Genomic DNA, 25,786 nt, shown 5'->3' with positions numbered 1-25,786 from the left:
CGCATGATCGAGCATCTTACTGACCCGTCGGACTCGGTTGACCGCCAGAACGAGAAACTTCGCAAGATCGCCGAAGCGCTGATGCGTCGGGTAGAAGAATCCACCGATGCGTCAGGCGCAGCTTATGCGCAGTTTCAGCGTGCGGCCGTGCTTGAACAAGAGGTCCGCGCCCGGACGAATGATCTGGAACGTGCCCTTGAATTGCTGAACGATTCCAATGCCAGATTGGCACAGGCGAACAAGGACACCGAAGCCGCACGCGCGGATCTGGCCAATGCAATCGAAACGGTGCAAGAGGGGTTTGCCCTTTTCAATCGCGACGAAAAACTGGTGCTGTGTAACAGCCGTTTTGGTCTGCATATGCCCGACATTCAGGAGCGGCTGAGCCCGGGATTGAGCTTTGCCGAATATGTCGAACTGGTCAGCCGATCAGGGTTTCTGTCCCTGCCTGAAACAATGACACCGACAGACTGGGCCAAAAGCCGCCTGGATCGGCACACGGACGATCATGTGGTGTTCAACGTCCGGCTTGTTGGCAATCGGTGGTCACAAGTGTCCGAACACCGCACGCCGGATGGCGGCACTGTTATTCTGCAAACCGATGTGACCGATATCATGCGGATCGAACGGCAGGAGCGTGACCGGATACTGGATGACAAGGCCAGGCTGATCCGCGCAACGCTTGAACATATTGAACAGGGCGTTTGCATTTTTGACAACAAACACCGTCTGATCGGGTGGAACAACCGCGCTAGCGAGTTGCTGGCCATTCCAATCGCACAGTTTCAGACGGGAACCCGGTTTGAATCGCTGTCCAATCGCCTTGGCGCGAACATCAGGTTCCAGAAGGGGGTAACGGAAGCCGATCTTCTGAACTGGGTGACGCGGCAAACCTATCGCCGTCCTCTGCAATTTCAGATGCACCGTGGAAGGTCGAAGATACTTTCTGTTTTTGCGCAGGAAATGCCCGACCGCGGTTTTGTGATATCCTTCACCGATGTAACCGCAGAACGAAAATCCGCCCAGGCCTTATATGAGGCCAAAGAATTGCTGGAACAGCGCGTAACATCGCGCACGATGGAACTGGCTGACGCTTTGAACGAGGCCGAGCGTGCAAACGCATCCAAGTCGCGATTTGTGGCAGCGGCCAGTCACGACCTGTTGCAACCTCTGTCAGCGGCAAAGCTTTATGTTGCATCGCTGGGCAGCGGTCTGGACAAAGACGACGCAAGAACCGTTGCAGGAAAGGCTGAAAGTGCGCTGAACAGTGTTGAACACATTCTGGAAGCGCTGCTGGATATCTCGAAACTTGATTCAGGGCGGGCCACCGCGCATTTGTCGACCATAACAGTGAGTACGCTGTTTTCGCAGATGGAAGATGCGTTTCGCCCGGTGGCGCAGGCAAAAGGGCTTGAGCTGTCTTTTGTTGACACGAACGCGCGCGTGACCAGCGACGCCAGCTATTTGCGTCGGATTTTGCAGAACCTGCTTTCGAACGCGATCAGGTATACCGAGGTTGGAAAGGTTCTGGTCGGTGTGCGGCGTCGCAAAGGCGCAATTGCCTTGCAGGTCTGGGATACAGGTATCGGTATCGCGTCAGACCAAAGAGACCTCGTCTTTCAGGAATTTCAGCGCCTGCATTCTGATGCCAGCGCCGCAGAGGGTATGGGATTGGGCCTTGCAATCGTGGAGCGCGCCTGTGGGCTGTTGCAACATCCAATCCAGCTGTATTCCGAAGTAGGCAAAGGAACTGGATTCTCGGTCGAAGTGCCGTTGGCGCAGGAAGAGCAGACCATTTGCAGCAGCGGCCCTGCGGCCCACGATCCGGGCTCCAAGGTCCTTGGTAACACGGTCGTATTGTTGATTGAGAATGATGAAAACCTCCGTAGTGCACTGACCATGACCATCGAATCCTGGGGGGTCGAGGTTCTGGAGAGCGAAAGCGAAGACGAAGCAATCAATCTACTTCGTGAAATTGACATTCTGCCTGACGCAATAGTTGCCGATTTTCAGTTAAATCACGATAGAACCGGTGTCGACGCGATACATGCCCTGACGCACGAGTTTGGCCCTCTGCCCGGCTGCATTATCTCGGCCAACCGATCACCTGAACTGGCCGAGCGTTGCAAGCGCGCCAATCTGCCTTTGCTCTACAAACCGCTAGATGCGCAACTACTGCGCTCAACGCTGGAATCGTCGATTGCACGCCGCAACTGAGCGGCGTCAATCTGTGACCGGTTCAGATTGAACCAAGGGTCTTCCCCTTGCCGAAACAGCTGGTTAAGAAGTTCTTCCAGCGTCGTTTCAGGAGGCCCCATTGGACCGTATCGCCCGCACCATCGCCACCGAGATTAATGCACGATCCGAGCAGGTCGGTGCCGCGATCAAGCTACTGGACGACGGAGCAACCGTGCCTTTTGTCGCCCGGTATCGAAAAGAAGCAACCGGAGGATTGGACGACACCCAGTTGCGTCTGCTGTCCGAGCGGCTGACCTATCTGCGCGAGCTTGAAGCGCGGCGTGAGACCGTCCTGAACTCGATCAAGGATCAGGGTAAACTGACAGAAGATCTGAGCCAATCCATAGCACGTGCCGAAACCAAAGCGCAGTTGGAAGACATTTATCTGCCATACAAGCCAAAACGGCGCACCAAGGCGATGATTGCGCGCGAAAATGGGCTTGAACCTTTGGTTGACGCTATTCTGGCGGACCGCAACTGCGACCCTGAAACATTGGCCGCGGCGTACCTCACCGAGGCGGTAACGACGACCCGGGATGCATTGAACGGCGCGCGGGACATTTTGACCGAGCGGCTGACGGAAAACGCCGCACTGCTGGGCGAATTGCGCAGCTTCATGCAGCGCGAGGCTCTGCTCAGCGCAAAGGTCATCGAAGGCAAGGAAAAGGACGGCGCAAAGTTCAGCGACTACTTTGACCATGCCGAATTGTGGGCAGACGTGCCGTCGCATCGGGCATTGGCGATGCTGCGGGCATCCAAAGAGGGCATCGTCACGCTGGATATCGCGCCTGAACCGGAATTTGGTGCCGCGCGGGCCGAGACGATTGTTGCCGCTCATCTACAGACACGTGGCACGGGGCCGGCAGACGCATGGTTGCGCAAAGTCGCGGGCTGGACATGGCGGGTAAAGCTTTCGCTGTCCATGATGGTCGAACTGATGGCTGATCTGCGCAGCCGGGCGCAGGACGAAGCCATTCAGGTCTTCTCGCGAAACCTCAAAGACCTGCTGTTTGCCGCGCCGGCAGGTGCCAAGGCGACATTGGGTCTGGATCCGGGCATTCGTACGGGCGTAAAGGCTGCTGTCGTTGATGCGACCGGCAAGGTCGTTGCCACTGACACCTTTTACCCATTTCAGCCGAAGAATGATTTGCGTGGTGCACAGGCCAGTATCCTCAATCTGATATCTGCTCATCAGATCGAACTGATCGCAATCGGGAACGGGACTGCCAGCCGTGAAACCGAAAAATTGGTTGCAGACACTCTTGCTCTACTACCCAAGACGGTGAAAGCACCAACAAAAGTGGTGGTGTCAGAAGCTGGGGCTTCGGTCTATTCCGCTTCTGAACTGGCTGCGCGCGAGTTTCCGGATCTGGATGTCTCGCTACGTGGTGCGGTCTCGATTGCGCGCCGATTGCAGGACCCTTTGGCCGAGCTTGTTAAAATCGAACCGAAATCCATTGGTGTCGGCCAGTATCAGCATGATGTGGATCAGCATCGCCTGTCACAGTCTCTGGATTCCGCGATCGAGGATGTGGTGAATGCTGTCGGGGTCGATCTGAACACAGCGTCCGCGCCTTTGCTGTCACGCGTATCAGGTCTGGGGCCAGCGCAAGCCGAAGCGATTGTCACCCACCGCGATTTGAATGGGCCCTTCCTATCGCGGAAGGATTTGCTGTCCGTCGCCCGCCTAGGACCGCGCGCGTTCGAACAATGTGCCGGCTTCCTGCGTATCAGGGACGGTTCCGAGCCGCTGGATGCGTCTTCGGTACATCCCGAAGCCTATGACATTGCGCGCCGGGTTGTTGCCGCCTGCGGCCGTGATATCCGAAACATCATGGGCCATAATGGCGCGTTAAAGGGGTTGCGGGCGGAACAATTTGTAACTCAGGATTTCGGCCTGCCGACGGTTCGGGACATCTTTGCCGAACTTGAAAAGCCCGGACGCGACCCCAGACCCAGTTTCGTCACCGCATCATTCACCGATGGTATCGAAGAAATCACCGATCTGAAACCCGGAATGGTTTTGGAAGGCACAGTCACCAACGTCGCGGCTTTTGGCGCTTTTGTGGATATCGGCGTGCATCAGGATGGGCTTGTTCATGTCAGCCAGCTGGCAGACCGGTTTGTCAAAGATCCGCATGACGTGGTTAAGACCGGGCAGGTGGTTAAAGTACGTGTTGTCGATGTTGATGTCCCGAGAAAGCGCATTGGGTTGACCATGCGAAAACAAAGTGGCGGCGGACATCGTCGCGCGTGATCGCAAAACGACGCGTGATGAAGTGCGCTACCTTCTTGAAACCGCGTTTTGTGGGGCGTCAGCTTAGTGTCTTGCAGGTGGTTCAATCCATGATTACGACTAGGACGACCGGAATGAAGGTGATGTTGGCGCTACAGAAACGGCTGGGCTGATTGATCTTTTCTTTCTTGAAAGTTCGAAAAGACCGGGGTTGTCGCGGTGGGCTGGTTCGTAGTCTCTTGTATAACGTCTGAAGCACAACCTTGGCCCAAGGCGGATCTGTAAACTTCCTGAGCTTCACCTTTTCGTAAACCAGAGGGTATGCATGACACATGTCGTGACACTGAATGCCGGATCGTCTTCGATGAAGTTCGGCCTGTTCGAAGTGACAGAAGACGATCCAATCATGGTGTGCACCGGTGTGGTCGAGCGGATCGGCGAGCCTGAGCCAACCGTCAAGGCGCGGTCATCTGGCGGTGGAGTTCTGGCGAATGGCACGGCAGGAGATATTCACGATCACGCCGCCGCCCTGGACTGGGTACTGAACCTGTTGTCACGTGCCTTCCCCAGTTGCGAGGTCACCGCGGTTGGGCATCGTATTGTTCACGGCGGACCTGAGATCGATACGCCGTTGCCGTTGACCGCCGCTGCTTTGGAGGAGTTGGACAAGCTCTCTCCGTATGCACCTCTGCACCAGCCGCACAACCTGGCTGGCGTCAAGGCAGCTATGGAACGCTTTCCAAATGCCGCCCAGATTGCCTGTTTTGACACGGCCTTTCATCGCAATCACCCCTGGGAGAACGACGTATTCGCTCTGCCGCGCGAGTATTACGACAAAGGCGTCCGGCGCTATGGTTTTCACGGGCTTAGTTATGAGTACATTTCGGACCATTTGGCCAAAACCGCGCCACTTTTGCACGCGGGGCGGGTTGTGGTCGCGCACCTGGGTAACGGTGCGTCGATGTGTGCCATGATCGGGGGGCGATCCGTCGGTTCGACCATGGGGTTTTCGTCGTTGGACGGGCTGCCAATGGGATCACGTTGCGGTCAGCTCGATCCAGGTGTTTTGTTGTATCTGATGGATCAGGAAGGGTTGAGCGCCTCAGAGATTTCCGACCTTCTATTTCGCAAATCAGGTTTGCTGGGTCTGTCCGGACTTTCAAGCGACATGCGCACTCTTGAAAAAGCAGATACCCGTGAAAGCCGACAGGCCATCAGCTATTTCACTTTCCGCATCCGCCGCGAACTTGGGGCAATGGCCGCAATATTGGGCGGTATTGATGCCCTGATCTTCACTGGTGGTATCGGAGAAAACTCGCGTCTTGTACGCGACAGGGTATGTTCCGGAATGGGGTGGCTGGGGATTGAACTGGATCCCGATGCCAACGCGGACAATGATCGGATCATCTCGACAGATCTGTCCCGAGTGGTGGCCATGGTTATTCCGACAAACGAAGAGCTGGTTATTGCCCGTGCTGCCGCAGATCTGTTGACAAATCGATCCCATCGGAAAAGTGCTTAGCCCGGCTGGTACGTCCAGCGATACGAGGGTGGGGTCGGCCCTTTGTTGCGACCACCTTGCTGCATCTGCTCCCAGGCATGTGCCAGAATACCCACTGATCGGGACAGGCAGAAAAGGCCGCGCGCCAATGGTGGCGCAAACCCAAGCTCGGCATAAATAACTGCGGTTGCGCCATCGATGTTCATCGGGACGGGTTTGCCCTTACGCCGCGCAAGCTCTGCCTCGATCTGCTGCGCAATGCGCATGACCTGCCCATCGCAAGCACCGGTTTTCACCGCTTCGGCGACCAGTTCCATCAGGCGCGGCGCACGAGGGTCTGTGGGTGTGTGAAACCTGTGACCAAAACCCGGAAGTATCTTTCCGTGGCTTTCGATCCTCGCATTGATTGCCTGCTCTAAAGTGCCAGGGTAAAGGCCCACAAAGTGGTAGAGCTCCACGGCCTGCTCGCCAGCCCCTCCATGAATGTCGCCCAACATGTTCACGGCGCTCGCCATCGCGTTGTTAAGAGGCAGGCCACAGGTCACCGCCATGCGCGCGGTCGCAATCGATGGGGCCTGCGGACCGTGGTCGACTGCCGCGACCAGCGCGGCTTCGAACAATCGGGACTGCGCTTTTGATGGGTGGTCGCCGCGTACCATGAACCAGATCATCTCCGCGAAACCAAGGCGTCCGATCAGGTTTTGAATCGGCTCTCCGCGCAGGTCGATCCGGCCAGGTTCCATATCGATGATGGATGTTGCCCACCAATCTGACACATCGTTCATATGATCCCCTCTCTGCGCAGCGCGTCGATTTCCGCGTCGGTCAATCCGATTTCAGACCACACTGCCTTGTTGTCGGCCCCAAGATTTGGTGGCGCGATTTGCGGCATTCGCCGGGTGCCATCCATTACGACGGGACTACCTGCAAGCTGCATCTGTTCGCCGTGAACCTGTAAAGAGCCAATCAGACCGCGATCGTAAAGTTGCGGGTCTGCAAGGGCCTCTGGTACGGTCAGAACTTGCCCAGCTGGAACACCCAAAGCGTTTAATTCACTCACCCATTCGGCCGCAGCCTTCGTTTTCAGGGTTCGTTCCAGTTCTGTACGTAAGGCGTGGCGGTTTCTTTTGCGGTCTTCGCGCGTTGCGTAATCGGCGTTGTCCAGAAGATCATCCCGCCCCAGACAGCGGGCAAGTGCCTGCCATTGCTCGTCCCGATTGGCCGCGATGTTGATCGGGCTGTCCAGCGTGGCAAATGTACCTGAGGGGGCCGAGCTCGTGTTCTCATTCCCATGCGCTCCGGGCGTTACGCCACCGACCAGAAAATTTGAAACGACCCAACCCATTGTCGAAATAACGGCTTCGGACATCGCAACATCCAGGTAGGTGCCGCGCGGGTTGGCGTTCAATGCCGCCGCGACTGCAAAGGCGGCCGTCATCCCCCCGACCGTGTCCGCCAACGGATAGCCGACGCGATACGGTGCCGTGTCGGGGGCGCCGGTGATTGACATCACGCCGCTGATACCCTGTACAATCTGGTCATAAGCCGGATCGCCGCGCCGGGGGCCATCCTGCCCGAACCCGCTGATGGCGCAATAGATCAGGTTGGGATTGACGTTGCGCAGAACTTCATAACCAAGACCAAGACGATCCATTACTCCGGGCCGGAAGTTTTCCACCAGAACATCGGCTGACTGGACAAGGCGTTTCAGCAGCGCCTTGCCCTTTTCCGATTTCATGTCCAGCGTGACAGATTTTTTCCCGGCATTCTGCGCCAGAAAACTGATCCCCATCCCCGCCTTGTTTCTGGCAGGATCGGCTCCCAGAACGCGAGCAAGGTCGCCACCATCGGGGCGTTCGACCTTGATCACGTCGGCACCCATCAATGCCAGTTGGTAGCAGCAATACGGACCCGCGAGGACATTGGTCAGATCGAGAACCCGTATTCCCGCCAGCGGGTCAGTCACCTTCGGCAACCCCTTCCGCCCGGGCCTGTGCACGGCGCGCGCGGTAGCTGGGCAGGAGCACCAGAAGCGCCGCGATAACCAGCAGACCCAGCGTCATCGGGCGTTCCCAGATAAAGGCGATGCCATCGTACAACTGCATGGACCGTGAGAAGTTGTCTTCCATCATGCCGCCGAGGATGAAACCGATCAGCAGTGGTGCCAGTGGGTAATCGGCAAATTTCAACGCCGTTGCGCATACCCCAAAACCTACCAGTATCAGCAGTTCGGTTGCATTGTTCTGCCCGATATAGGCCCCCATCAGAGTAAAGAACAAAATAAAGGGGATCAGATAGTTGCGCGGCACCGAGAGAACTTTGGCAATGTAGGGGATCAGCGGCAGATTCAGGATCAGAAGCACCAGATTGCCTATGAACATGGACATGATGACCGCCCAAAAGATCTGCGGCTCGTCCAGCATAAGGCGTGGGCCCGGCGTCACGTTCAGCGCAATCAATGCGCCAAGCAAGATCGCCGTCGTACCCGATCCGGGAATGCCCAGGGTCAGCAGCGGCACGAACGAGCCGGTACAGGCGGCGTTGTTTGCTGTTTCAGGCGCGGCCAGCCCTTTGATTGACCCTTTGCCGAATTCGTCCTGCTCGGCCTTTGGGGCGATGTTACGCTCGACCGCATAGCCCAGAAAACTGGCAATCGTTGCACCGGCACCCGGCAGAACGCCGATGAAAAACCCTTGGATAGACTGGCGGCCAATCACCGGAGCAATGGCTTTGGCTTCCTCCCTGCTTATGCGCAGGTCCTTGATTTCGCCTTCTTCGCCCTTAAGGTCCTTGGGTTTGAGAACAAGAAACAGAGCTTCGGGTAAGGCGAACATGGCCATTGCAAGTGTGATAAAGCCAAAACCCGACTGCAAATCCATGATGCCCATTGTGAAGCGGGGCATGTTGAACAGCGCGCCTTCGCCGACGGTTGCCATAATCAATCCAAGGATTGTCATTATGATAGCCTTGGCAACCTGACCTGTTCCCGCGAAAGCGGCAATGGCGGACAAGCCGACAACCATCAGCGCGAAATACTCGGCAGAGTGGAAAAGCAACGCAACAGAGGACAGGGCAGGAGCGAAGACCATCAACAGCAACGCACCGAACGTGCCACCTGCAAAGCTCGCGATTGCGGCAATGGTCAAAGCTTTGCCCGCTTTGCCCTGACGGGCCATCGGGTAGCCGTCAAAGCTGGACGCGACGGTACCCGCGACCCCCGGGGCATTCAGCAGAATAGAAGAGGTCGAGCCACCAAAAATGGCGCCATAATACACGCCGGCCAGCAGGATCAGCGCGGCCGACGGGTCACCCATGGAAATTGCCACCGGGATCATGATGGCGATGATCGACATCGGGCCCAGACCCGGAAGCATTCCGATGAATGTGCCGATCAGACAGCCTGCGACGACCATCAGCAGGTTTTGCAGTGAGAATGCCGTTTGCAGGCCAATCAGAAGTCCTTCAAGCATGTCAGCCTCCGAAAATGCCGGGCAAGGGGCGCATGTAAATGCCAAGGACTTCCTGAACCAGATACCAGACTGTACCGGTGGCAATCAGGGCGACGAGAAACATGAGATGCCATTTGCGTTCGCCCAATATAAATGATCCTAAGATCAGGAAGGCCGAGGTTGAGATCAGAAACCCAACAGGGCGCAGGCACAATGCGTAGACGCCCATCAGAACTAGCAGCATGATCGCCTGACCAAGATGGTAATCGCCCAACCGCCGATAATCGATTTCAGGTTCGCTGGGTTCAGCCTTTTCAAAGCCCAGCAGAATGATCGTGGCCGTGATGATGCCCAGAATCGACAGCACTTTGGGAAAAGTGCTTGGCCAGATGGGATTTCTTTGCATGAAAGGAGGCAGACTACTGTCCATCGTGAACCAAGCGGCGTAGCCATATGTTATACAAACACCCAGAAGAATGAGCGCGATCCAGCGATCCAGCGCCATGGGACCCCCTCCTTTTTTGGTCGTCAGAGATGGCAGAGCGGGTTACCGCTCTGCCAAAGTAGTATTCAGAGGAAGCCCAGCTTTTTCATCAGATCACCGATCTGTTGTTCCTGCTGCTCAAGAAATGACCGGAAATCATCGCCCGAGTTGTGGATGTTCACCCAACCGTTGCGTGCACGAACCTCTTCCCATTCCGGGGTGTCGTACATCTTTGCAATCGCGGCCTGATAGGCTGCAAGCTTGTCCTCGGGCAGGCCCGGGGCCGCGAAGAAGCCACGCCAGTTCACAAAGGTGGTGTCGATGCCTTGTTCTTTCATGGTCATCGCGTCTGGGGCGGCGTCAACACGATCTGCCGATGTAACGCCAATGATCTTGACTTCACCTGCGTTGGCCAAATCGACGGCCTCCGAAAAACCCGTAGACAGGGCTGCGATCTCACCGGACAGAAGGGCAGCCATGGCTTTGCCACCTGCATCATATGGGATGTATTTCACGCCAAGCGCATCCTTCCCAGCGGCTTCCATCACCATTGCTGCGACCAGGTGGTCCATGCCACCGGGAACCGAGCCACCGCCAATGGCCGTGTTGCCCGGGTCGGCGTCGAAGGCAGCAAGCAGATCACTCATAGAGTTGATAGGGCTGTCTTTGCCGACAACAATTGCTGCGTAATCTCCAATCGTGCCCGACACCAACGTCAGGTCGCGAAAGTTGTGTGGAAACACGCCAGTCAAAGAACGGATCACGATAGGCGTGGAGTTTACCATCAACGTCCCGTGGTTGCTGTCGGCGTTTTCAATCAGATAGCCGATGGCTTTGCCGCCGCCACCGCCTGACATATTTTCATAAGACGCGGTGCCCACAAGACCGGCGTTGGTAAGCGCTTCGCCGGTGCCGCGAGCGGTACCGTCCCAACCACCACCGGCGCCGCCGGGGATCAGAAAGTGGATGCTGTCCACCAGCTGGTCTTCAGCCAGAACGGGTCCTGCAAGACCTACAGCAGCAACAGCTGCGATCAGGGCGCGACGGCCCAGTGCGAAAGTTGTCATGATGTCCTCCCATTTGACAACGGGCCGCATGGCGGCTCAGATTGGGAAGAACAAAAACACACCAACCTGACATCAACCTGTCACGCGCGAGAATAGTATTAAAGCCCGATGAAATTTCTGCTTGTCGAAGACAATCTAGACCTCGCAAACGCGATCAGTTCCCGCATGAGGTTGGACGGGCATGTGGTTGATAACGCGTCCACATTAGGCGATGCAACTGCCTTTGTTGAAACTCAGGAATACGATCTGATCCTGCTGGATATCATGCTGCCGGATGGGGACGGTCGCGATTTCCTCAAGCGGCATCGCGCGAGCCATTTGGACACGCCAGTAATCGTTTTGACGGCCCGCAGTCAGGTTTCTGATCGAATCGGCTCGCTTGATCTGGGCGCTGACGACTATGTCACCAAACCGTTTGATCATGCCGAACTTGAAGCGCGCTGCCGCGCTGTTCTGCGCCGCAAGTCTGGGAATACGAAGACAACGATAGAAGTCGGCGGCATCGTATTCGACCCTCTGGCAGGCCATCTGACGGTGGGTGACGAGACCGTGTCGCTGCGTAACCGTGAACTGCGCCTGCTGGAATTGTTCATTAGCGCACCTGGTCAGGTTTTTTCGAAACAAAAACTAACCGACCGGCTGTTTTCTTATGATGATGATGTCTCTGATAACGCGATCGAAGTTTATGTGGGCCGCTTGCGCAAGCATCTGGAACCCTCGGACCTGAAGATCACCACCTTGCGTGGGCTGGGATACAGGTTGGATCATGCCTCCTGATCCCAATGTGTCAGGATCACTGCGGAACAGGCTGGTTCTGACACTGATCGGTGGCGCGGCCATACTTGCGTTCCTGCTGTTTGTCGCAGTGCGAAACTATGCTGCGCAGGTCGCGCTACAGGGGCAAGACAACATACTTGGCGCATCAGTGGCCTCTATCCTCGATGCGGCCGCTTTGCGGGAAGGCGTGTTGGAGGTCGATATCCCGTATGCGGCCTTCGCGATGCTAAGCACCCCTGCGGACGACAGGATCTTCTATTCTATCTTTCAGGACGGGTCGTTTCTGTCTGGATACGAGGATTTTCCACCGACCATTGGACCGCATGACGGCAAGTCGCTTTTTAGGTTCAGTCAGATTCGCGGTGAAACCATTCGTCAGGTCAGTGCCAGCCGGACTTTGGTGGGATTGGATAAGCAAACCGAGCTCGTAGTCGCGCTGGGGCAAACACAAGACGCGTTGGCGGAGACTCTGGACCAGATTTCGCGCAATGCGGCGATTCTGGGCGTAGGGTTCTTTGCCCTTGCCGCCGCTCTTTCCTTTTGGGCGACGTCCTCGACCATCGGGCAGTTGAACAGGTTGACAACCTCTGTCACCCGCCGTGGCCCACAGGACTTGAGCCCGTTCAAAAAGCCGGTACCCCGCGAAATGGCCCCTTTGGTTGCTTCACTGAACTCATTGATGGGTCGGCTTGATCAGTCACTGAGCCAGTCAGAAGATTTTATCGCCGAAGCGGCTCACCGCGTTCGCACCCCGCTTGCCACTGTCAGGTCATATGCTGATGCCACTTTGCAAAGAGTTGAAAAAGAAGAAAACCGCGAGGCGCTGCGTTCGATGGTGCGCGCCATTGACGAAAGCTCACGTGCAGCTGGTCAGCTGTTGGATCACGCAATGATCACGTTCCGGGCTGATCATCTTGAGCGGGAAGACATAGACCTGAACGCCTTGGTCCGTGACCTTGTGCAGCGCCTAACACCAATTGCCGAGATGAAGGACCTGTCACTGTCGCTTTGTGGCGACCCACAGGTCATGTATTCAGGTGACCCCATCCTCATTCAAAACGCCGTACGCAACATGATTGACAATGCACTGAAATATGCTCCGGCCGACAGTTCTGTTCGCATCGAAGTCACTTCGGAACCACGGGTTCAAATCCGGGTAAAAGATCGTGGCACGGGGTTCCCCATAAACGAAATTGACACTCTCACGCGCCGTTTCGAACGGGGTAAGAACGCAAGTGGCACCATCGGGTCCGGTCTGGGCCTGACCATCGCGCGGGACGTTGCAACAGCGCATGGTGGAACGCTTGACTTGTCCAACAGGCAGGGAGGCGGCGCTTGCGTTACATTATCGCTTTAGTCTTCCTTTGGTTTCCTGCTGTCACACTGGCGCAAATCTGGGAGGATCGGCAAGTATTCAACGCCGAAGCAGACGAGGCGCATATTCGGGTCATCTCGAGCACGGATACGTTTTTGTTTGAGCCTATGATTTCCGGTTTTATCAAGGAGAACCCTGACATTTCTGTCGAGTATATGGTGACGGGTACTGCCGACATCGATCGAATCGTGCGTGCCGCACCGGAAGATTTCGATATTGTCATTTCCAGCGCTATGGACCTGCAACTGAAACTGGCCAATGACGGATATGGACGCGTGATCGATGACATATCTCTGCCGTCCTGGGCGCAGTGGCATCGCAGTCTTTTCGCCTTCACGTTCGAGCCCGCGACCATCGTGATCAACCGTGCCGCCTTTTCCGGCGCGCCTATCCCGGAGACCCGACAGCAACTGATCGAAGCACTTCGAATGCGACCAGACAGTTTTCGGGGCCGGGTGGGAACTTATGACATCCGCCAGTCCGGTCTAGGGTATCTGTTTGCGACGCAGGATGCCCGTGCGTCAGAAACGTTCTGGCGTCTGATGGAAGTCATGGGCGGTTTGGATGTGCGTCTGTACTGCTGTTCGGGTGACATGATTGACGACCTTGTTAAAGGCGAGATCGCCGTCGCCTACAATGTACTTGGCAGCTACGCGGATGCGCGCGCCGGGCACAAGGATACGCTTGAGGTTATTCTGCCGTCGGATTTTCAGACGACCATGATGCGCACGGCGATGGTGCTTGAAGGTACACCCGTACCTGAATTTGCCGCGTCTTTTGTCCGTCACCTTGTATCCAGTCAATCCAGCCGGGCAGGTGGCAGCCATACCCTCCCGCCTTTGGCACCTTATGACACGGACGAAGAACGTGAAACGATCGGGCTGGATCCAGCGTTGATGACGTTTTTGGACAGATTAAAACGCCGCCGGTTTCTGGCCGAATGGGAAAGCGCGGTAATCCAGAGATAGCCCTGCCGTTATTCCCTAAATGCACGATTGAAGTAATCGGCCAGCGGCTTGACAAGATAGGACAACGGAGTGCGCTCATCGGTTTTGATCAGTGTCTCAACAGGCATACCCGGCAAAAGTTCCTGACCGTTGAGACGGTCCATTTCACCATCATTCATAATCACCTCGGCGCGGTAGAAAGTGAAGCCGGACTGTTCATCCGTGAAAGTGTCGGCAGACACGTTTTTGACCTGCCCGTCCAATTCAGGTGTTTCGCGCTGATTGAAGGCCGGAAATCGCAGAGCGACAGGTTGACCCACGTGCAGCTGATCCACATGGATTGCGTCCACACGCGCGGCGACCAGCAATGGCGTATCCTGTGGGACCACATACATCATGGGTTCGCCCGGCTGAATCACCGACTGCAGGGCAAAGACCTGACTGCCGTAAACGGTTCCGTTGACAGGTGCGCGGATGTCCAAACGTGCCATCCGCTCGGACAGGGACAGTCGGCGTTCCGAAAGTTCAGCAATTTGCGCCTGTACGTCTCGCAAAGTGGTAATCGCCTCCTCCCGGCGGGTTGCAGTCAGTTCAACGATCTGGATCTCGGTTGATGCGATCTGCCCTTTGAGGCGGGCGACAGCGGCTTCCAGTCGACCTATTTCACCTGTCAGGCTGGCTTCTTCCCGTTGCAGGGCCAGCACGCGACTGGTTTGGGTCAATCCACGTTTCAACAGGCTTTGCTGGTCTTCCAGCTCATCCTCGATCAACTCAACCTGACGGCGCAGGGAAACGAGTTGGGCTTGTGTGCCTTCGATCTCACTTTCGATCTGAACCAACTGCTTTTTCAGTTGTTCGTGCTGCTTGGACATTGTTTCCACCCGCGCGTCGAACAAGTTTTGTTGCCCTACAATCAGGTCGGGATCAATGCTGTATTCCTCCTGTACCTCGTGCAACTGCGCCGACAGCTCTTGCGACGAAAGCCCGTCGCGTTCGGCCTGAAGCCGGGCACGCCGGACCAGAAGTTCGAAAAGCTGCGCTTCCACAATCGTCTGTTCGGACAATAGGAAAGTATCATCCAGTCTCAGCAACATCTCGCCCGAGGCGACCACATCACCATCGCGTACAAAGATTTCGCCAACAACGCCGCCATCAGGGTGTTCGACCACCTGACGGTTGCTTTGTACCTCGATCACGCCTGAGGATACGATCGCACCAGCTAGGCGTGTCTTCACTGCCCAAAGGCCCAGTCCGCCGACCAAAATGGCAAGTGCGGCGAATCCTACCAGGGCGGGGATTCTCATACTCCAGGCCTGCGCCTGCTTCTTGGTCGTGTTTTTTGCCATTATTCACCTACGGGGCTAAGCTTGCGCTTAATCGCGCCCGCATTCTGCACCATTGCGCCGAGAACCTCGTCACGACTACCGAACCTGACCACTTGTCCTTTTTCAACAACGGCCAGATCGTCACATTCCGAAATGGCCTGCGGACGGTGTGTCATGATGATGGCGGCTTTGCCTGCCGCCTTGAGCCCCCTCACGGCCGCGTTCAAGGCTTCGGTGCCATCCGCGTCCAGTGCCGAGTTTGGTTCGTCCAGAATAAGCAGAACAGGGTCGCCATAGAGGGCGCGGGCCAGAGCGATGCGCTGTTTCTGTCCACCTGACAACTGACTGTCATTGCCTTCAAGGAAGGTGCCATAACCTTTCTCCAAAGACAGGATCAGGTCGTGTGCATTGGCTTTTTTGGCCGCGGCCACCACCGCTTCGGAATCCGGGTTCTCCGACATCCGGGCGATGTTCTCGGCCACCGTTCCGTTAAATAGGGTAACCTGCTGCGGCAAATATCCGATATGGCTGCCCAAATCGCTGGAGTCATATTGATCCAGAGTGGCACCACCCAGCCGAATTTCCCCGGCTGCCGGATTCCAAAGCCCCAGCAACGCCTTGGCCAGTGTCGTCTTTCCCGACCCGCTTTTGCCGATGACACCCAGCGCCTTGCCCGGTTGCAGTTTCAGATTGACGTTCCGCAACGTTGGCGTTGTTGCCCCAGGGGGAATGACAGTCAGCGATTTTGCTTCCAGCTGCGCCTTCGGGATGGGCAAGCGGATCCGCTGCTCTTCGGGTGGGGTCTGATCCAAAAACCGGCTGAGGGAAGTCCAGGCTGTTCGCGCACGTTCGATCATGCCCCATTGGCCAACCGCTTGTTCGACCGGGGCGAGGGCCCGACCCAAAAGGATTGAGCCCGCAATCATCGCGCCCGGTGTCATTTCATTTTGCAGAACCAGCCACGCGCCCAAGGCAAGCATTGCAGATTGAAGAAACAGTCGTAGCGACTTGGTCAGAGATGTAAAACTGCCTGTCCAATCGCTGGCAGAAATGGTTTGGCGTAAGGCATTCGAACGCTGGTCCAACCACCGCTTTGTCACGTCCGCCTGCATACCTTGAGAGCGCACAACCTCTGCCGCTTGTCTCGCATGTTCCGCAAAGGCGTTTGCCCGCGCCGCTGCAGATTGTGCCTCGGCGACTTTCCTGCTGGTCAGCGCCTGATTGAGCAGTGCAATCACGACAAGTAGAACACCGCTTGTCACGGCCAGCCAACCCAGCAGGGGATGAAACAGGAAAATCGCGCCCAGAAAAACAGGCGTCCATGGTATATCCATCACCGCCAGCAGAACGGGGGACGAACACAGGTTTCGAATGGATTCCAGATCACGCAAGGCCGTCGCCGGGGCAGATCGTATTTGCGGCATAAGTGAACGCCGCAGCGTTGCTTCGAAGACGCGCTCATCCAACTGTGACTGGAACCGTGCGCCGAACCGGGCAACGATGCGTCCGCGGGCAAAATCCAGCATCGCCATCAGCGCATAAAGCAACGCCACCAACAAAAACAACGCTGTCAGTGTTTCCACCGCACGCGAGCCCAATACCCGGTCATACACCTGCAACATAAACAATGGGCCTGTCAGCATAAGCAGGTTCACAAAAATGCTGAACAAGAACGCCAAAGCAAGGAACGCGATCCCCTGATTGCGCACATTGCGCAGTTCATGTCGGGGGGCCGCGGATACGCGGTGTTCAGGTTTCAATGTTTTAAATCCATATTATTCGGAGATGCGACCCCGCACTTAAAAAGTTAGATCAGCCTTGCCAAGTTTGCACATCTTTTTTTGGGCAAGAAACCGCGGGTCCTTGGCGTAAAGAAGCACTATTCAGCCGTAGCTGACAAAAAAACCTAACGGCGATTATGGGCACCGTTAGGCGGGCGCTTCAGGATAACGGCAATTCGGGCGGAATACAGCAAGAAAGACGGTCACGCAAAGACCACAACCCGCCAACAAGCCGCAGGCGAGGAAGGCTGTATCGATCCGGCCGCGAAATGACCGAGACCAAATTTTTTCGACTTTATCTGTAGGGATGGCAAGTGTTGTTATATTGTCGGACATTATTGTTTATTTTGTCCTACATTAAATGTAGAAGTGAATGAAACACGAATCGGAGAAGTCGCACGTGGTCAAAAGAACGCCCCTAAAGGAAAAAGCTGAGAGTGTCGGCAACACCTTGAAGGTGCTACCGGCTGGCAGCAGTGGCCGGGACGTTCTGGAAGCTCTCTCTGGAATGATCGAAGCGGAAGGTTTGAAAGTAGGCGATCGCCTGCCGCCAGAGATCGAAATTGCAAATCAGCTTGGAATCGGACGGGCGAAGGTTCGCGAGGCCCTGACAAGTTGGCAGAACATGGGCATCGTTGTGCGGAACAAGAAAGCAGGGACGCGTTTGGCAGCCGAGGTATCTGCCAACACGATCCATCTCCCACTCACGCTGAAGCTCGAAGCCGAAAGCCTTTTGCGGACACACGCCGTGCGCCGGCCACTGGAAATCGAGGCTGCAAGGTTGGCTGCATTGAATTGCTCAGACGCGCAGCGGCTTTTGATTTCGGCCCGCGTTGCCGAGCTCATAGCTGTTCATTCTGCGGGTGAGGATTGGCGACCGGCCGACTACCGGTTTCACGCGGCACTGCATGAAGCGTGCGGAAACCCACTTTTCGGGCAGTTGATACGGCAAATTCAGAAAGCATTTCACGAAGTATATGACACCCCATTCGGCCAACCACACTTGGGTCAAGCCTCAATTCCAATACATGCGCAGCTGGCTGAAGCAGTTGTCGCAGGCCGTGCAGATGAAGCCGCGCGTATTATCGGCGAGATCATGGACATGGTCGAAGCAGAAGTCCTAGAAATCATGGAAAGTCAGAATGTCTGATTACAGAGACCTTGCAACGCGTCTTGCAACTATCTTCCCGGAAGAGGCAGGTTCGGTCACGCCTCCTATTGTTCAAACCTCACTATTCACCTTTGACAATTATCAGAGTTTTGAAGACCGGATGGCCGGAAGATCAGAAACAGCCATCTACACGCGCGTGGAAAACCCGACCGTCGCCGCGTTTGAAACGCTCATGGCTGAAGCCGAACAAGGTCAGGCTGCCGTTGCATTTGCTTCCGGGATGGCGGCCATTTCCTCAACGCTGCTGGCATTTGTCAAACCCGGTGACCGGATTGCCTGCGTCGAACACGTCTATCCGGATTCATTCCGGTTCATGGAGCGCATCCTGCGCCCGTTCGGGGTGCATATCGACTACCATGCGCCGGAGCGTTTCGAGAACGACCCCGATCTGCTTGCCGATGTAACGGTTGCCTATCTGGAGAGCCCCGGATCGATCGTTTTTGAGGCGATGGATCTGCGTCGCGTCGCAGAGCATGCCAGACGCCACAATGTGTTGACGATGATCGATAATTCATGGGCAAGCCCGGTGTTCCAACGCCCCCTCTCATTGGGCATCGACATCGTCATCCACTCGGCCTCGAAATACATTTCGGGGCACTCGGACACGGTTGCGGGCGTGGTGGTTGCCTCCCGGGACCATATCGCCCGCATCCGTGATCTGACACTTCCTTTGCTTGGCGCCAAACTGGCACCTTTTGAGGCCTTCCTGCTGACGCGCGGCCTGCGCACGCTGAACGCACGCATGATGCAGCATCAAGCAACGGCCAACACGTTTGTTGATCGCCTGGCCACTGTTCCGCAGGTCAGGCGGGTCAACTCACCCGGTGCCAACGACGTGCCCGGGTTGACCGGGCGGTCCGGTCTTATGTCGGTTGAGTTTGATGACAGTGTCGACATCGCAAAACTTTCTGATGCCTTGAACCTATTTCGCCTCGGTGTGAGCTGGGGTGGCTTCGAAAGTCTGATCCTGCCTGCGCGCGTCGGGCTTGCTCAGGCTGGCGAACAGAACTCAATGCATAAATTTGGGGTCTCACCCAATCTTGTGCGCCTGAGTTTGGGGCTCGAGTCGGCGGAAGATCTATGGGCCGATTTTGCTTCGGCTCTCGCCGAAAGCACGGCTTAGAACTGTTCGCTCAATAAAATCAACAGGAGGAAAACATGAAAAAACTACTAGCTGGAATGACGGCTGCGGCCGTGTTCATGGGTTCGGCGTCTTATGCCGAGACCACACTGAAACTGGTCGAGGTTATTACAAGCCCCGAGCGTACAGAGGTGCTTCAGGGACTGGTTGATGAATTCGAAGCCAATAACCCCGACGTCACTGTCGAGATTGTATCGCTACCTTGGGGTAACGCGTTCGAAAAGCTGGCAACAATGGTGGCAGGAGGCGACATCCCGGATGTGGTTGAAATGCCCGACACCTGGCAGGCCCTCTATGCCGGGTCCGATCAGCTGGTCAGTCTCAAGGATCATGTCGCCGGATGGGAACACGGGGCTTCTCTGACTGACAAGACAGTCGCCATGGGCAGCCAGGCGGGTGACCTTTATATGATCCCGTACGGCTTCTACCTGCGGGCGATGTTCTACAACAAGAAACTGCTGGCCGAAGCGGGTATCGACGCTCCCCCGACTACGATGGAGGAGTTCAAGGCAGCCTCGGCCGCGGTGTCCGAGCTTGAGGGCAAGTATGGATACTGTTTGCGCGGTGGTCCCGGTGGAACAAATGGCTGGATCATGTTCGCGGCGGCCATGAACGGCACCAACGAGTTCTTCACAGAAGACGGTGTCAGCCGCATCAACGAGCCCGGCTCGGTCGAAGGTATCCAGTTCATGATCGATATGTATCAGAACGGGTATGCGCCCAAGGATGCCGTCAGTTGGGGCTTTAACGAGATCGTGGCCGGCTTCTATTCCGGCACCTGTGCATTCCTCGATCAGGACCCGGACGCACTGATCGCTATTGCCGAGCGGATGCCTGCCGAAGATTTCGCGGTCATTCCGATGCCTGTTGGGCCTTCGGGCAAAGCTTTCCCGACCATTGGGTTCGCAGGCTGGTCGATCTTCAATGCGACTGAACATGAAGACGAAGCCTTTGATCTGGTTGCGGCCTTGTCGACGCCCGAAGCCAACGCCACGTGGGCAAAACGCGTTGGCGTCATTCCGATCCACAAAGGCGCTGATCAGGATCCTCATTTCCAGACCGAGCAATTCAAAGGCTGGTTTGAGGAACTGAACGGCGAGCAATATGTGCCGACAACAATGCCAACCAACCTGGAGCAGTGGGGCTATTTTGGCAGCACACTTCTGCTGGAAACCAGTCAGGAAGCCCTGTTGGGACAGCGCAGTGCGCAGGACGTCGCGGACGAGTGGGCAGAGTTCCTCACCGACGAGCATGCCAAGTGGAAGGCAAAACAGTGATTTCGCGCATTCAGAAAACTGTCAGGCCCGGGGAAACCCGGGCACGACGCTCGCTCTACCTGCAATACATGGTCGAGCCTTTTTTCTATTTGTCGCCCGCAATTCTTTTGATCGGTGCGGTGATCATGGTTCCGCTAATCATCGGAATCTCATATTCGTTCCAATCCATTGAGCTGTTAAAGCCTTTTGCGTCTGGTTGGATCGGGTTTGAAAACTACGTTGACCTGTGGCGAGACCGCAAGTTCTGGATCGCGATGGAGAACACGCTGTTCTGGACCTTTTGGTCGATAACGTTCCAGTTTCTGCTTGGCCTTGGCCTTGCCATGCTTTTGAATACGCAGTTCTATGGAAAGAAACTTTTTCAGGCGCTTGTTTTCCTACCCTGGGCTGTCCCGACCTTCCTTTCCGCGCTGACATGGGCGTGGCTTTTTAACCCTGTCATCGGCCCGCTACCGCATTGGCTGGCCGCCCTTGGCATTCTGTCAGAGCCCTACAATATCCTTGGCGATCCTAAGCTTGCAATATGGGGCCCGATCACTGCAAATATCTGGTTCGGCGTACCGTTCTTTGCGATCACACTGCTGGCGGCTTTGCAATCGATACCCGGTGAGCTTTATGAGGCCGCAGAAGTCGATGGCGCGACCCCCTGGCAGACCTTCACCAAGATCACGTTGCCGTTCCTTGCTCCGATGATCGCGATCACCGTGATGCTGAGGACGATCTGGATCGCCAATTTCGCCGACCTGATCTATGTGATGACCGGCGGCGGGCCTGCCAATTCGACGCAAATCCTGTCGACCTACATATTCACCACCGCTTTTCGCAAATTGGACTTCGGCTACGCGTCAACCATTGCTGTGGCGCTGTTGCTGATCCTTCTGATTTACGCCGTTATCCTGCTCTGGCTTCGCAAGAAGCTGGTCAAGATTTGAGGAGTTGACCATGTCAGCTGTCAGGAAACCCAACCCCCTGCTGGTTGTGGGTAAATACGCGGCACTTGCGTTCTATCTGATCTTTGCGTTGTTCCCGCTTTATTGGTTGCTCAAGATCGGGTTGACGCCGGACGCACTGATCTTTTCAGAGGGCACCCGCCTGTTTCCAAGCGAGGTGACCTTTTCAAACTTCAAAACGGTTATCTTTCAGACCGATTTTGTGGCCTATTTCCGGAACTCTCTTGTGGTGTCGCTGGGCGCGGCGTTCTTTACGACCTTGTTCGCGGCTGGGGCGGGTTATGCCTTTTCCCGCTTCGTTTTTGCGGGCAAACGCATCATCATCGCCTTGATGCTAGTCACCCAGATGTTCCCCCTGCTGATGATCATCGCACCCATCTACAAGATCATCGCGGACCTGGGGCTGCTGAATTCGCTGACAAGCCTTATCGTGGTCTACACTGCGTTCAACATCCCCTTTGCAACATTCCTGATGCAGTCATTTTTTGATGGCATACCCAAAGATCTGGAAGATGCGGCGATGATGGATGGCTGTACACGGTTTCAGGCGCTGCGCAAAGTGGTGTTCCCGCTGACATTGCCCGGGTTAGGGGCGACGCTTGGGTTTGTCTTTACTGCCGCGTGGTCCGAGCTCTTGTTTGCGTTGATGCTGATCTCGAAGAACGACGCGATGACATTCCCGGTTGGCTTGTTGACATTTGTTTCCAAATTCTCGGTCGATTGGGGGCAAATGATGGCGGCTGGCGTGCTGGCTCTGATCCCAAGTTGCCTCTTTTTCATCTTCATTCAACGCTATCTCGTGCAGGGCCTCACGTCCGGCGCGGTCAAAGGATAGGAGGCCAGATCATGGCACGTATCGAACTTCGTGATGTTGCAAAACGCTATGGATCCGTCGAGGTCCTGCGCAACATCAACCTTGAGATTCAGGATGGTGAGTTCATCGTTCTGGTCGGCCCGTCAGGCTGCGGCAAGTCCACTTTGCTGCGTATGGTTGCTGGTCTTGAACCGATATCAAGCGGCGACTTTCTGATCGATGGCGAGCGCATGAATGATGTGAGGCCAAGGGATCGGGACATCGCGATGGTGTTCCAGTCCTACGCTCTCTATCCGCATATGGATGTCGCTCGGAACATGGGCTTCTCAATGGAAATCCGCAAAACTCCGGTGGCTGAACGCATATCAAAGGTCGCCCAGGCGGCAGAGACGCTGGGGTTGACCAAATTGACGGATCGCTTGCCCAAGGCCCTTTCAGGAGGTCAACGTCAGCGGGTTGCCATGGGGCGGGCCATCATCCGAGACCCACGCGCATTTCTGTTTGACGAGCCATTGTCAAACCTTGATGCGGCTCTGCGTGTCGAGATGCGGCTGGAGATAGCGCGGCTTCATCAAAAACTAGGTGCGACCATGATCTATGTGACCCATGATCAGGTCGAAGCGTTGACGCTGGCAGATCGGATCGTTGTTCTCAACGCAGGGGATATCCAGCAAGTCGGCAGTCCGCTCGAGCTTTATGAAAGGCCGGCCAACAAATTTGTTGCCCAGTTTATCGGCTCACCCACCATGAATGTTGTGCCTGTATTGGGAACCGAAACAGGTGTGAATGTCGGGAATGGGGTTGAAATCAGGATACTCGATCAACCCCTTACCGCTCAGGCGAAAGAACTGGGTGTAAGGCCGGAACATATCGATGTTGTGGACAACGGCACCGGTGACCTGTCGGCCGTGGCGGATGTTGTGGAACATCTCGGGTCGGACACGAACATTTACGTCAATGCTGAGGGGATCGGCCCCATGATGGTGCGCAAGCATGGCAATATCCCCGTGAAATCCGGGGATCGCCTCGGTTTGCGCATTCAAGCGCAGAATGCACATCTGTTTGCTTCGGATGGTACAGCGTTGAGACGGGCTTGCTGAGATGGTGGATAATTTGGAAGATTGGGCTTCGCCGCATGCGATAAAACTCCATCCGCGGGATATTTAGATGAACGATAACCAGCTATTGCTGCCGGGGTCGCAGTCCGAAGCCGGGTTTTGGGTTGAAACGTCAAGACATCGCGATTGGTTGATGAATCAGGCCATGCGGCAACTTACGTTCTTCAGCGCGAGCTGCCGGGATGAGCCCGGGTTCTATACACTTGGTCACGATGGCCGCCCGTTGCCCGGCAAGCCGCAGGAGCTGCACACGACGACCCGGTTGGTTCATTCTTATGCATTAGGACTTCTGTCCGGTTTCCAAGGTGCTGAACGGATCATTGATCACGGCATGACATATCTCGATAGCCATCACCGAGATCGCGACCACGGCGGATATCTCTGGGCGTTGGATGGGGATCAGATCAAGGATGACCGCAAGCTTGCCTATGGGCACGTCTTTGTCCTTCTTGCCTCGGCAAGTGCGAAACTGGCGGGTCACCCGGATGCAGACAAGCTAATGACAGATGTCCAAAGTGTTCTGGAAAAACACTTCTGGGACGAAGAAGCAGGCCTGTTTCGCGATGAATGGAACAGGGATTGGACGCCGTTTTCCACATATCGCGGAATGAATGCAAATATGCACGGCGTTGAGGCAATGCTGGCCGCCTTTGAAGCCACAGGAGACGAAATCTTCCTGTCCCGCGCCGGTCGCATTCTGGACTTCTTCATTGGCAAAATTGCACCCGGTGAAAACTGGCGGCTTCCCGAACACTATTCGTCTGATTGGCAGATCAACCGGGATTATGCGGGTGACCCGATGTTCAGACCTTACGGAACAACGCCGGGGCATTCGTTCGAATTGGGTCGGCTTCAGCTTCAGCATTGGGATTTGTCAGGCCGAACGAACCCCAATGCTCCGTACAGGGCGCGCCGCTTGATTGCGCAGGCTTTGAATGATGCGTGGCTGCCTGGCGGCGGGTTGGCCTATACTCTTGATTTTGATGGTCGCGTTGCCAATGCTTCGCGGTTCTGGTGGCCCATCACCGAAGCCATAGGGGCGGTTGCCGCTCTGATCGCGCTAGACAGAAGGCCAGAAGACGAGGAGTGGTACAGAAAGCTCTGGACCTATGCGAGTGAAACACTTGTGGATCATCGACATGGCGGCTGGTTTCCAGCAGTGGATGGGGCAGGGGCTGTAGTGACATCTATTTTTGACGGCAAGCCGGACATCTACCACTCGTTGCAAGCCTGTCTGTTTCCGCTGTCAGGACGTTTGTCGAGGATGATGCCGCTTTAGGTTTGGAAAATCCGCAGTTGCGGCTTGTTTTACCCGAGTCAGAATCCGGTGCAGGATCTTGTCGAATACCCGCAGACTACAAATCGTAGCCTGCGGCGGTGTCCGAAAGTCCCGGGCGCGCTCGGTTGCCCTTGCATTCCAGCGCTATGCATTCCAAACAACCTCGAACTCCTCGCGAAACGCAAAGCGTTTCAGGTGGTCCTCTATAACACCCATCCAAAAGTTCAAATCCTCACGTGGGCCGACTGAAGCAACTATTTCCAGCCCTTCGTCCGTCGCTTTCATCGCAACCGCGCGCCGGTTTTCAAACGAAACGTTTCCTTCAGTTGCGCCAAATTCGACTTGCCCTTTGTGGGACCAGTGCTTGCATAACTGCTGAAGATACTTGCTGGCCATTTCTGTTCGCGCATTTCCAGACGCGCACTGGTCTGGCAACATTTCCAACGCAGTTTCGGCCGCCCCGCGCATAGACTTGGCAAAAAGTGTTACGTCGATATTCGTGGCCAGGAACGTAACCCCAAGATCCAGACACTTGCGCTGCATCACGGGGTCCAACGTTAGGATGCCCGCTGCCTTGCCCGCTGCCACGATCCTTGACAACGCGTCCAAAACCGCTTCGACCACGTCGGGGTGGCCAGCATTGCCGATGTGGCCCATATCCGCGGCCAAATCTGACGGACCGATAAATACGCCGTCGACATCTGTGGTCAGAATGTCATCCAGTGCATCCAAGCCAAGGCGGTTTTCCACCTGAACGGCATTTATTCTCAGATCCCAAAAGTTTGGCTCGAACAAGGTGCCTTTCGTTCCGGGTTTCGAACCCAAGGGAGCGCCTGCACAAAGGGCCCAATTACCC

At 55.9% G+C, this 25,786-nt stretch carries 21 protein-coding genes; 13 read left to right on the top strand and 8 right to left on the bottom strand.

Features of this window, described 5'->3' with window-relative positions:
- Positions 1–3 precede the first annotated feature (3 nt).
- The 3 genes from ACR3FC_RS17690 (at position 4) to ACR3FC_RS17680 (ending at position 5,996) form a co-directional block, all read left to right on the top strand.
- The gene (locus tag ACR3FC_RS17690) at positions 4–2,217 is read left to right on the top strand and encodes a hybrid sensor histidine kinase/response regulator (RefSeq protein ID WP_480477319.1); all 2,214 of its coding nucleotides are present in this window, start codon (positions 4–6) and stop codon (positions 2,215–2,217) included.
- A 100-nt stretch (positions 2,218–2,317) separates the two neighbouring features.
- On the top strand, positions 2,318–4,495 hold the full coding sequence (locus ACR3FC_RS17685; RefSeq protein WP_480477317.1) for a Tex family protein: 2,178 nt from the start codon (positions 2,318–2,320) through the stop codon (positions 4,493–4,495).
- 304 nt (positions 4,496–4,799) lie between these two features.
- On the top strand, positions 4,800–5,996 hold the full coding sequence (locus ACR3FC_RS17680) for an acetate/propionate family kinase (RefSeq protein WP_480477315.1): 1,197 nt from the start codon (positions 4,800–4,802) through the stop codon (positions 5,994–5,996).
- Here ACR3FC_RS17680 and ACR3FC_RS17675 read toward each other — a convergent pair.
- The 5 genes from ACR3FC_RS17675 to ACR3FC_RS17655 all read right to left on the bottom strand — a co-directional run bounded on the left by ACR3FC_RS17675 (position 5,993) and on the right by ACR3FC_RS17655 (position 10,975).
- A complete protein-coding gene (locus ACR3FC_RS17675; RefSeq protein ID WP_480477313.1) occupies positions 5,993–6,760 on the bottom strand; it encodes a citryl-CoA lyase in 768 nt (255 codons plus the stop codon). The genes ACR3FC_RS17680 and ACR3FC_RS17675 overlap by 4 nt on opposite strands.
- Positions 6,757–7,941, bottom strand: coding sequence for a CaiB/BaiF CoA transferase family protein (locus ACR3FC_RS17670; protein ID WP_480477311.1), 1,185 nt, complete (start codon positions 7,939–7,941; stop codon positions 6,757–6,759). The genes ACR3FC_RS17675 and ACR3FC_RS17670 overlap by 4 nt, the downstream gene beginning before the upstream one ends.
- Positions 7,934–9,445, bottom strand: coding sequence for a tripartite tricarboxylate transporter permease (locus ACR3FC_RS17665; RefSeq protein WP_480477308.1), 1,512 nt, complete (start codon positions 9,443–9,445; stop codon positions 7,934–7,936). Before ACR3FC_RS17665 ends, ACR3FC_RS17670 begins: the two co-directional genes overlap by 8 nt.
- A 1-nt stretch (position 9,446) precedes the next feature.
- On the bottom strand, positions 9,447–9,929 hold the full coding sequence (locus tag ACR3FC_RS17660; protein WP_480477306.1) for a tripartite tricarboxylate transporter TctB family protein: 483 nt from the start codon (positions 9,927–9,929) through the stop codon (positions 9,447–9,449).
- 65 nt (positions 9,930–9,994) lie between these two features.
- Positions 9,995–10,975: a tripartite tricarboxylate transporter substrate binding protein gene (locus ACR3FC_RS17655; protein WP_480477304.1), complete on the bottom strand. Its 981-nt coding sequence runs from the start codon at positions 10,973–10,975 to the stop codon at positions 9,995–9,997.
- A gap of 108 nt (positions 10,976–11,083) precedes the next feature.
- Between ACR3FC_RS17655 and ACR3FC_RS17650 the strand changes: the two genes are divergently transcribed.
- The 3 genes from ACR3FC_RS17650 to ACR3FC_RS17640 are packed head-to-tail and all read left to right on the top strand — an operon-like array spanning position 11,084 to position 14,095.
- Positions 11,084–11,752, top strand: a complete 669-nt coding sequence (locus tag ACR3FC_RS17650) for a response regulator transcription factor (RefSeq protein WP_267366073.1) — start codon at positions 11,084–11,086, stop codon at positions 11,750–11,752.
- Positions 11,742–13,109: a sensor histidine kinase gene (locus ACR3FC_RS17645; RefSeq protein WP_480477302.1), complete on the top strand. Its 1,368-nt coding sequence runs from the start codon at positions 11,742–11,744 to the stop codon at positions 13,107–13,109. Before ACR3FC_RS17650 ends, ACR3FC_RS17645 begins: the two co-directional genes overlap by 11 nt.
- On the top strand, positions 13,088–14,095 hold the full coding sequence (locus tag ACR3FC_RS17640) for an ABC transporter substrate-binding protein (RefSeq protein WP_480477300.1): 1,008 nt from the start codon (positions 13,088–13,090) through the stop codon (positions 14,093–14,095). Before ACR3FC_RS17645 ends, ACR3FC_RS17640 begins: the two co-directional genes overlap by 22 nt.
- 8 nt (positions 14,096–14,103) lie before the next feature.
- Here the strand turns inward: ACR3FC_RS17640 and ACR3FC_RS17635 are convergent, their stop codons facing one another.
- Both ACR3FC_RS17635 and ACR3FC_RS17630 read right to left on the bottom strand, forming a co-directional pair.
- Positions 14,104–15,420 (bottom strand): HlyD family type I secretion periplasmic adaptor subunit, encoded by a 1,317-nt coding sequence (locus tag ACR3FC_RS17635; protein ID WP_480477298.1) that lies wholly within the window; start codon positions 15,418–15,420, stop codon positions 14,104–14,106.
- Entirely contained in the window at positions 15,420–17,159 is a 1,740-nt protein-coding gene (locus ACR3FC_RS17630; RefSeq protein ID WP_480477296.1) for a type I secretion system permease/ATPase, read from the bottom strand. Before ACR3FC_RS17630 ends, ACR3FC_RS17635 begins: the two co-directional genes overlap by 1 nt.
- Positions 17,160–17,553: 394 nt before the next feature.
- Between ACR3FC_RS17630 and ACR3FC_RS17625 the strand changes: the two genes are divergently transcribed.
- The 7 genes from ACR3FC_RS17625 to ACR3FC_RS17595 all read left to right on the top strand — a co-directional run bounded on the left by ACR3FC_RS17625 (position 17,554) and on the right by ACR3FC_RS17595 (position 24,930).
- Positions 17,554–18,330 carry a FadR/GntR family transcriptional regulator gene (locus ACR3FC_RS17625; RefSeq protein ID WP_480477294.1) on the top strand — a complete coding sequence of 259 codons (777 nt, stop codon included), beginning with the start codon at positions 17,554–17,556 and terminating at the stop codon, positions 18,328–18,330.
- Positions 18,323–19,474, top strand: coding sequence for an aminotransferase class I/II-fold pyridoxal phosphate-dependent enzyme (locus ACR3FC_RS17620; protein WP_480477292.1), 1,152 nt, complete (start codon positions 18,323–18,325; stop codon positions 19,472–19,474). Before ACR3FC_RS17625 ends, ACR3FC_RS17620 begins: the two co-directional genes overlap by 8 nt.
- A 35-nt stretch (positions 19,475–19,509) precedes the next feature.
- Positions 19,510–20,769, top strand: a complete 1,260-nt coding sequence (locus ACR3FC_RS17615) for an ABC transporter substrate-binding protein (protein ID WP_480477290.1) — start codon at positions 19,510–19,512, stop codon at positions 20,767–20,769.
- Entirely contained in the window at positions 20,751–21,701 is a 951-nt protein-coding gene (locus ACR3FC_RS17610; RefSeq protein WP_480477288.1) for a carbohydrate ABC transporter permease, read from the top strand. Before ACR3FC_RS17615 ends, ACR3FC_RS17610 begins: the two co-directional genes overlap by 19 nt.
- 10 nt (positions 21,702–21,711) lie before the next feature.
- Positions 21,712–22,554 carry a carbohydrate ABC transporter permease gene (locus ACR3FC_RS17605; protein WP_480477286.1) on the top strand — a complete coding sequence of 281 codons (843 nt, stop codon included), beginning with the start codon at positions 21,712–21,714 and terminating at the stop codon, positions 22,552–22,554.
- A gap of 11 nt (positions 22,555–22,565) precedes the next feature.
- On the top strand, positions 22,566–23,633 hold the full coding sequence (locus ACR3FC_RS17600; RefSeq protein WP_480477284.1) for an ABC transporter ATP-binding protein: 1,068 nt from the start codon (positions 22,566–22,568) through the stop codon (positions 23,631–23,633).
- Between the two features lie 67 nt (positions 23,634–23,700).
- Positions 23,701–24,930: an AGE family epimerase/isomerase gene (locus ACR3FC_RS17595; RefSeq protein WP_480477282.1), complete on the top strand. Its 1,230-nt coding sequence runs from the start codon at positions 23,701–23,703 to the stop codon at positions 24,928–24,930.
- Between the two features lie 144 nt (positions 24,931–25,074).
- On the opposite strand, the gene ACR3FC_RS17590 is transcribed toward ACR3FC_RS17595, so the two are convergent.
- Positions 25,075–25,725, bottom strand: coding sequence for an aldolase/citrate lyase family protein (locus ACR3FC_RS17590; protein ID WP_480477280.1), 651 nt, complete (start codon positions 25,723–25,725; stop codon positions 25,075–25,077).
- Positions 25,726–25,786: the final 61 nt, after the last annotated feature.

The sequence above is a fragment of the Ruegeria sp. AF3 genome (assembly GCF_056536285.1).
Note: the sequence above shows the minus strand (reverse complement) of the source record. Positions and strands in the feature narration are given on the sequence as shown.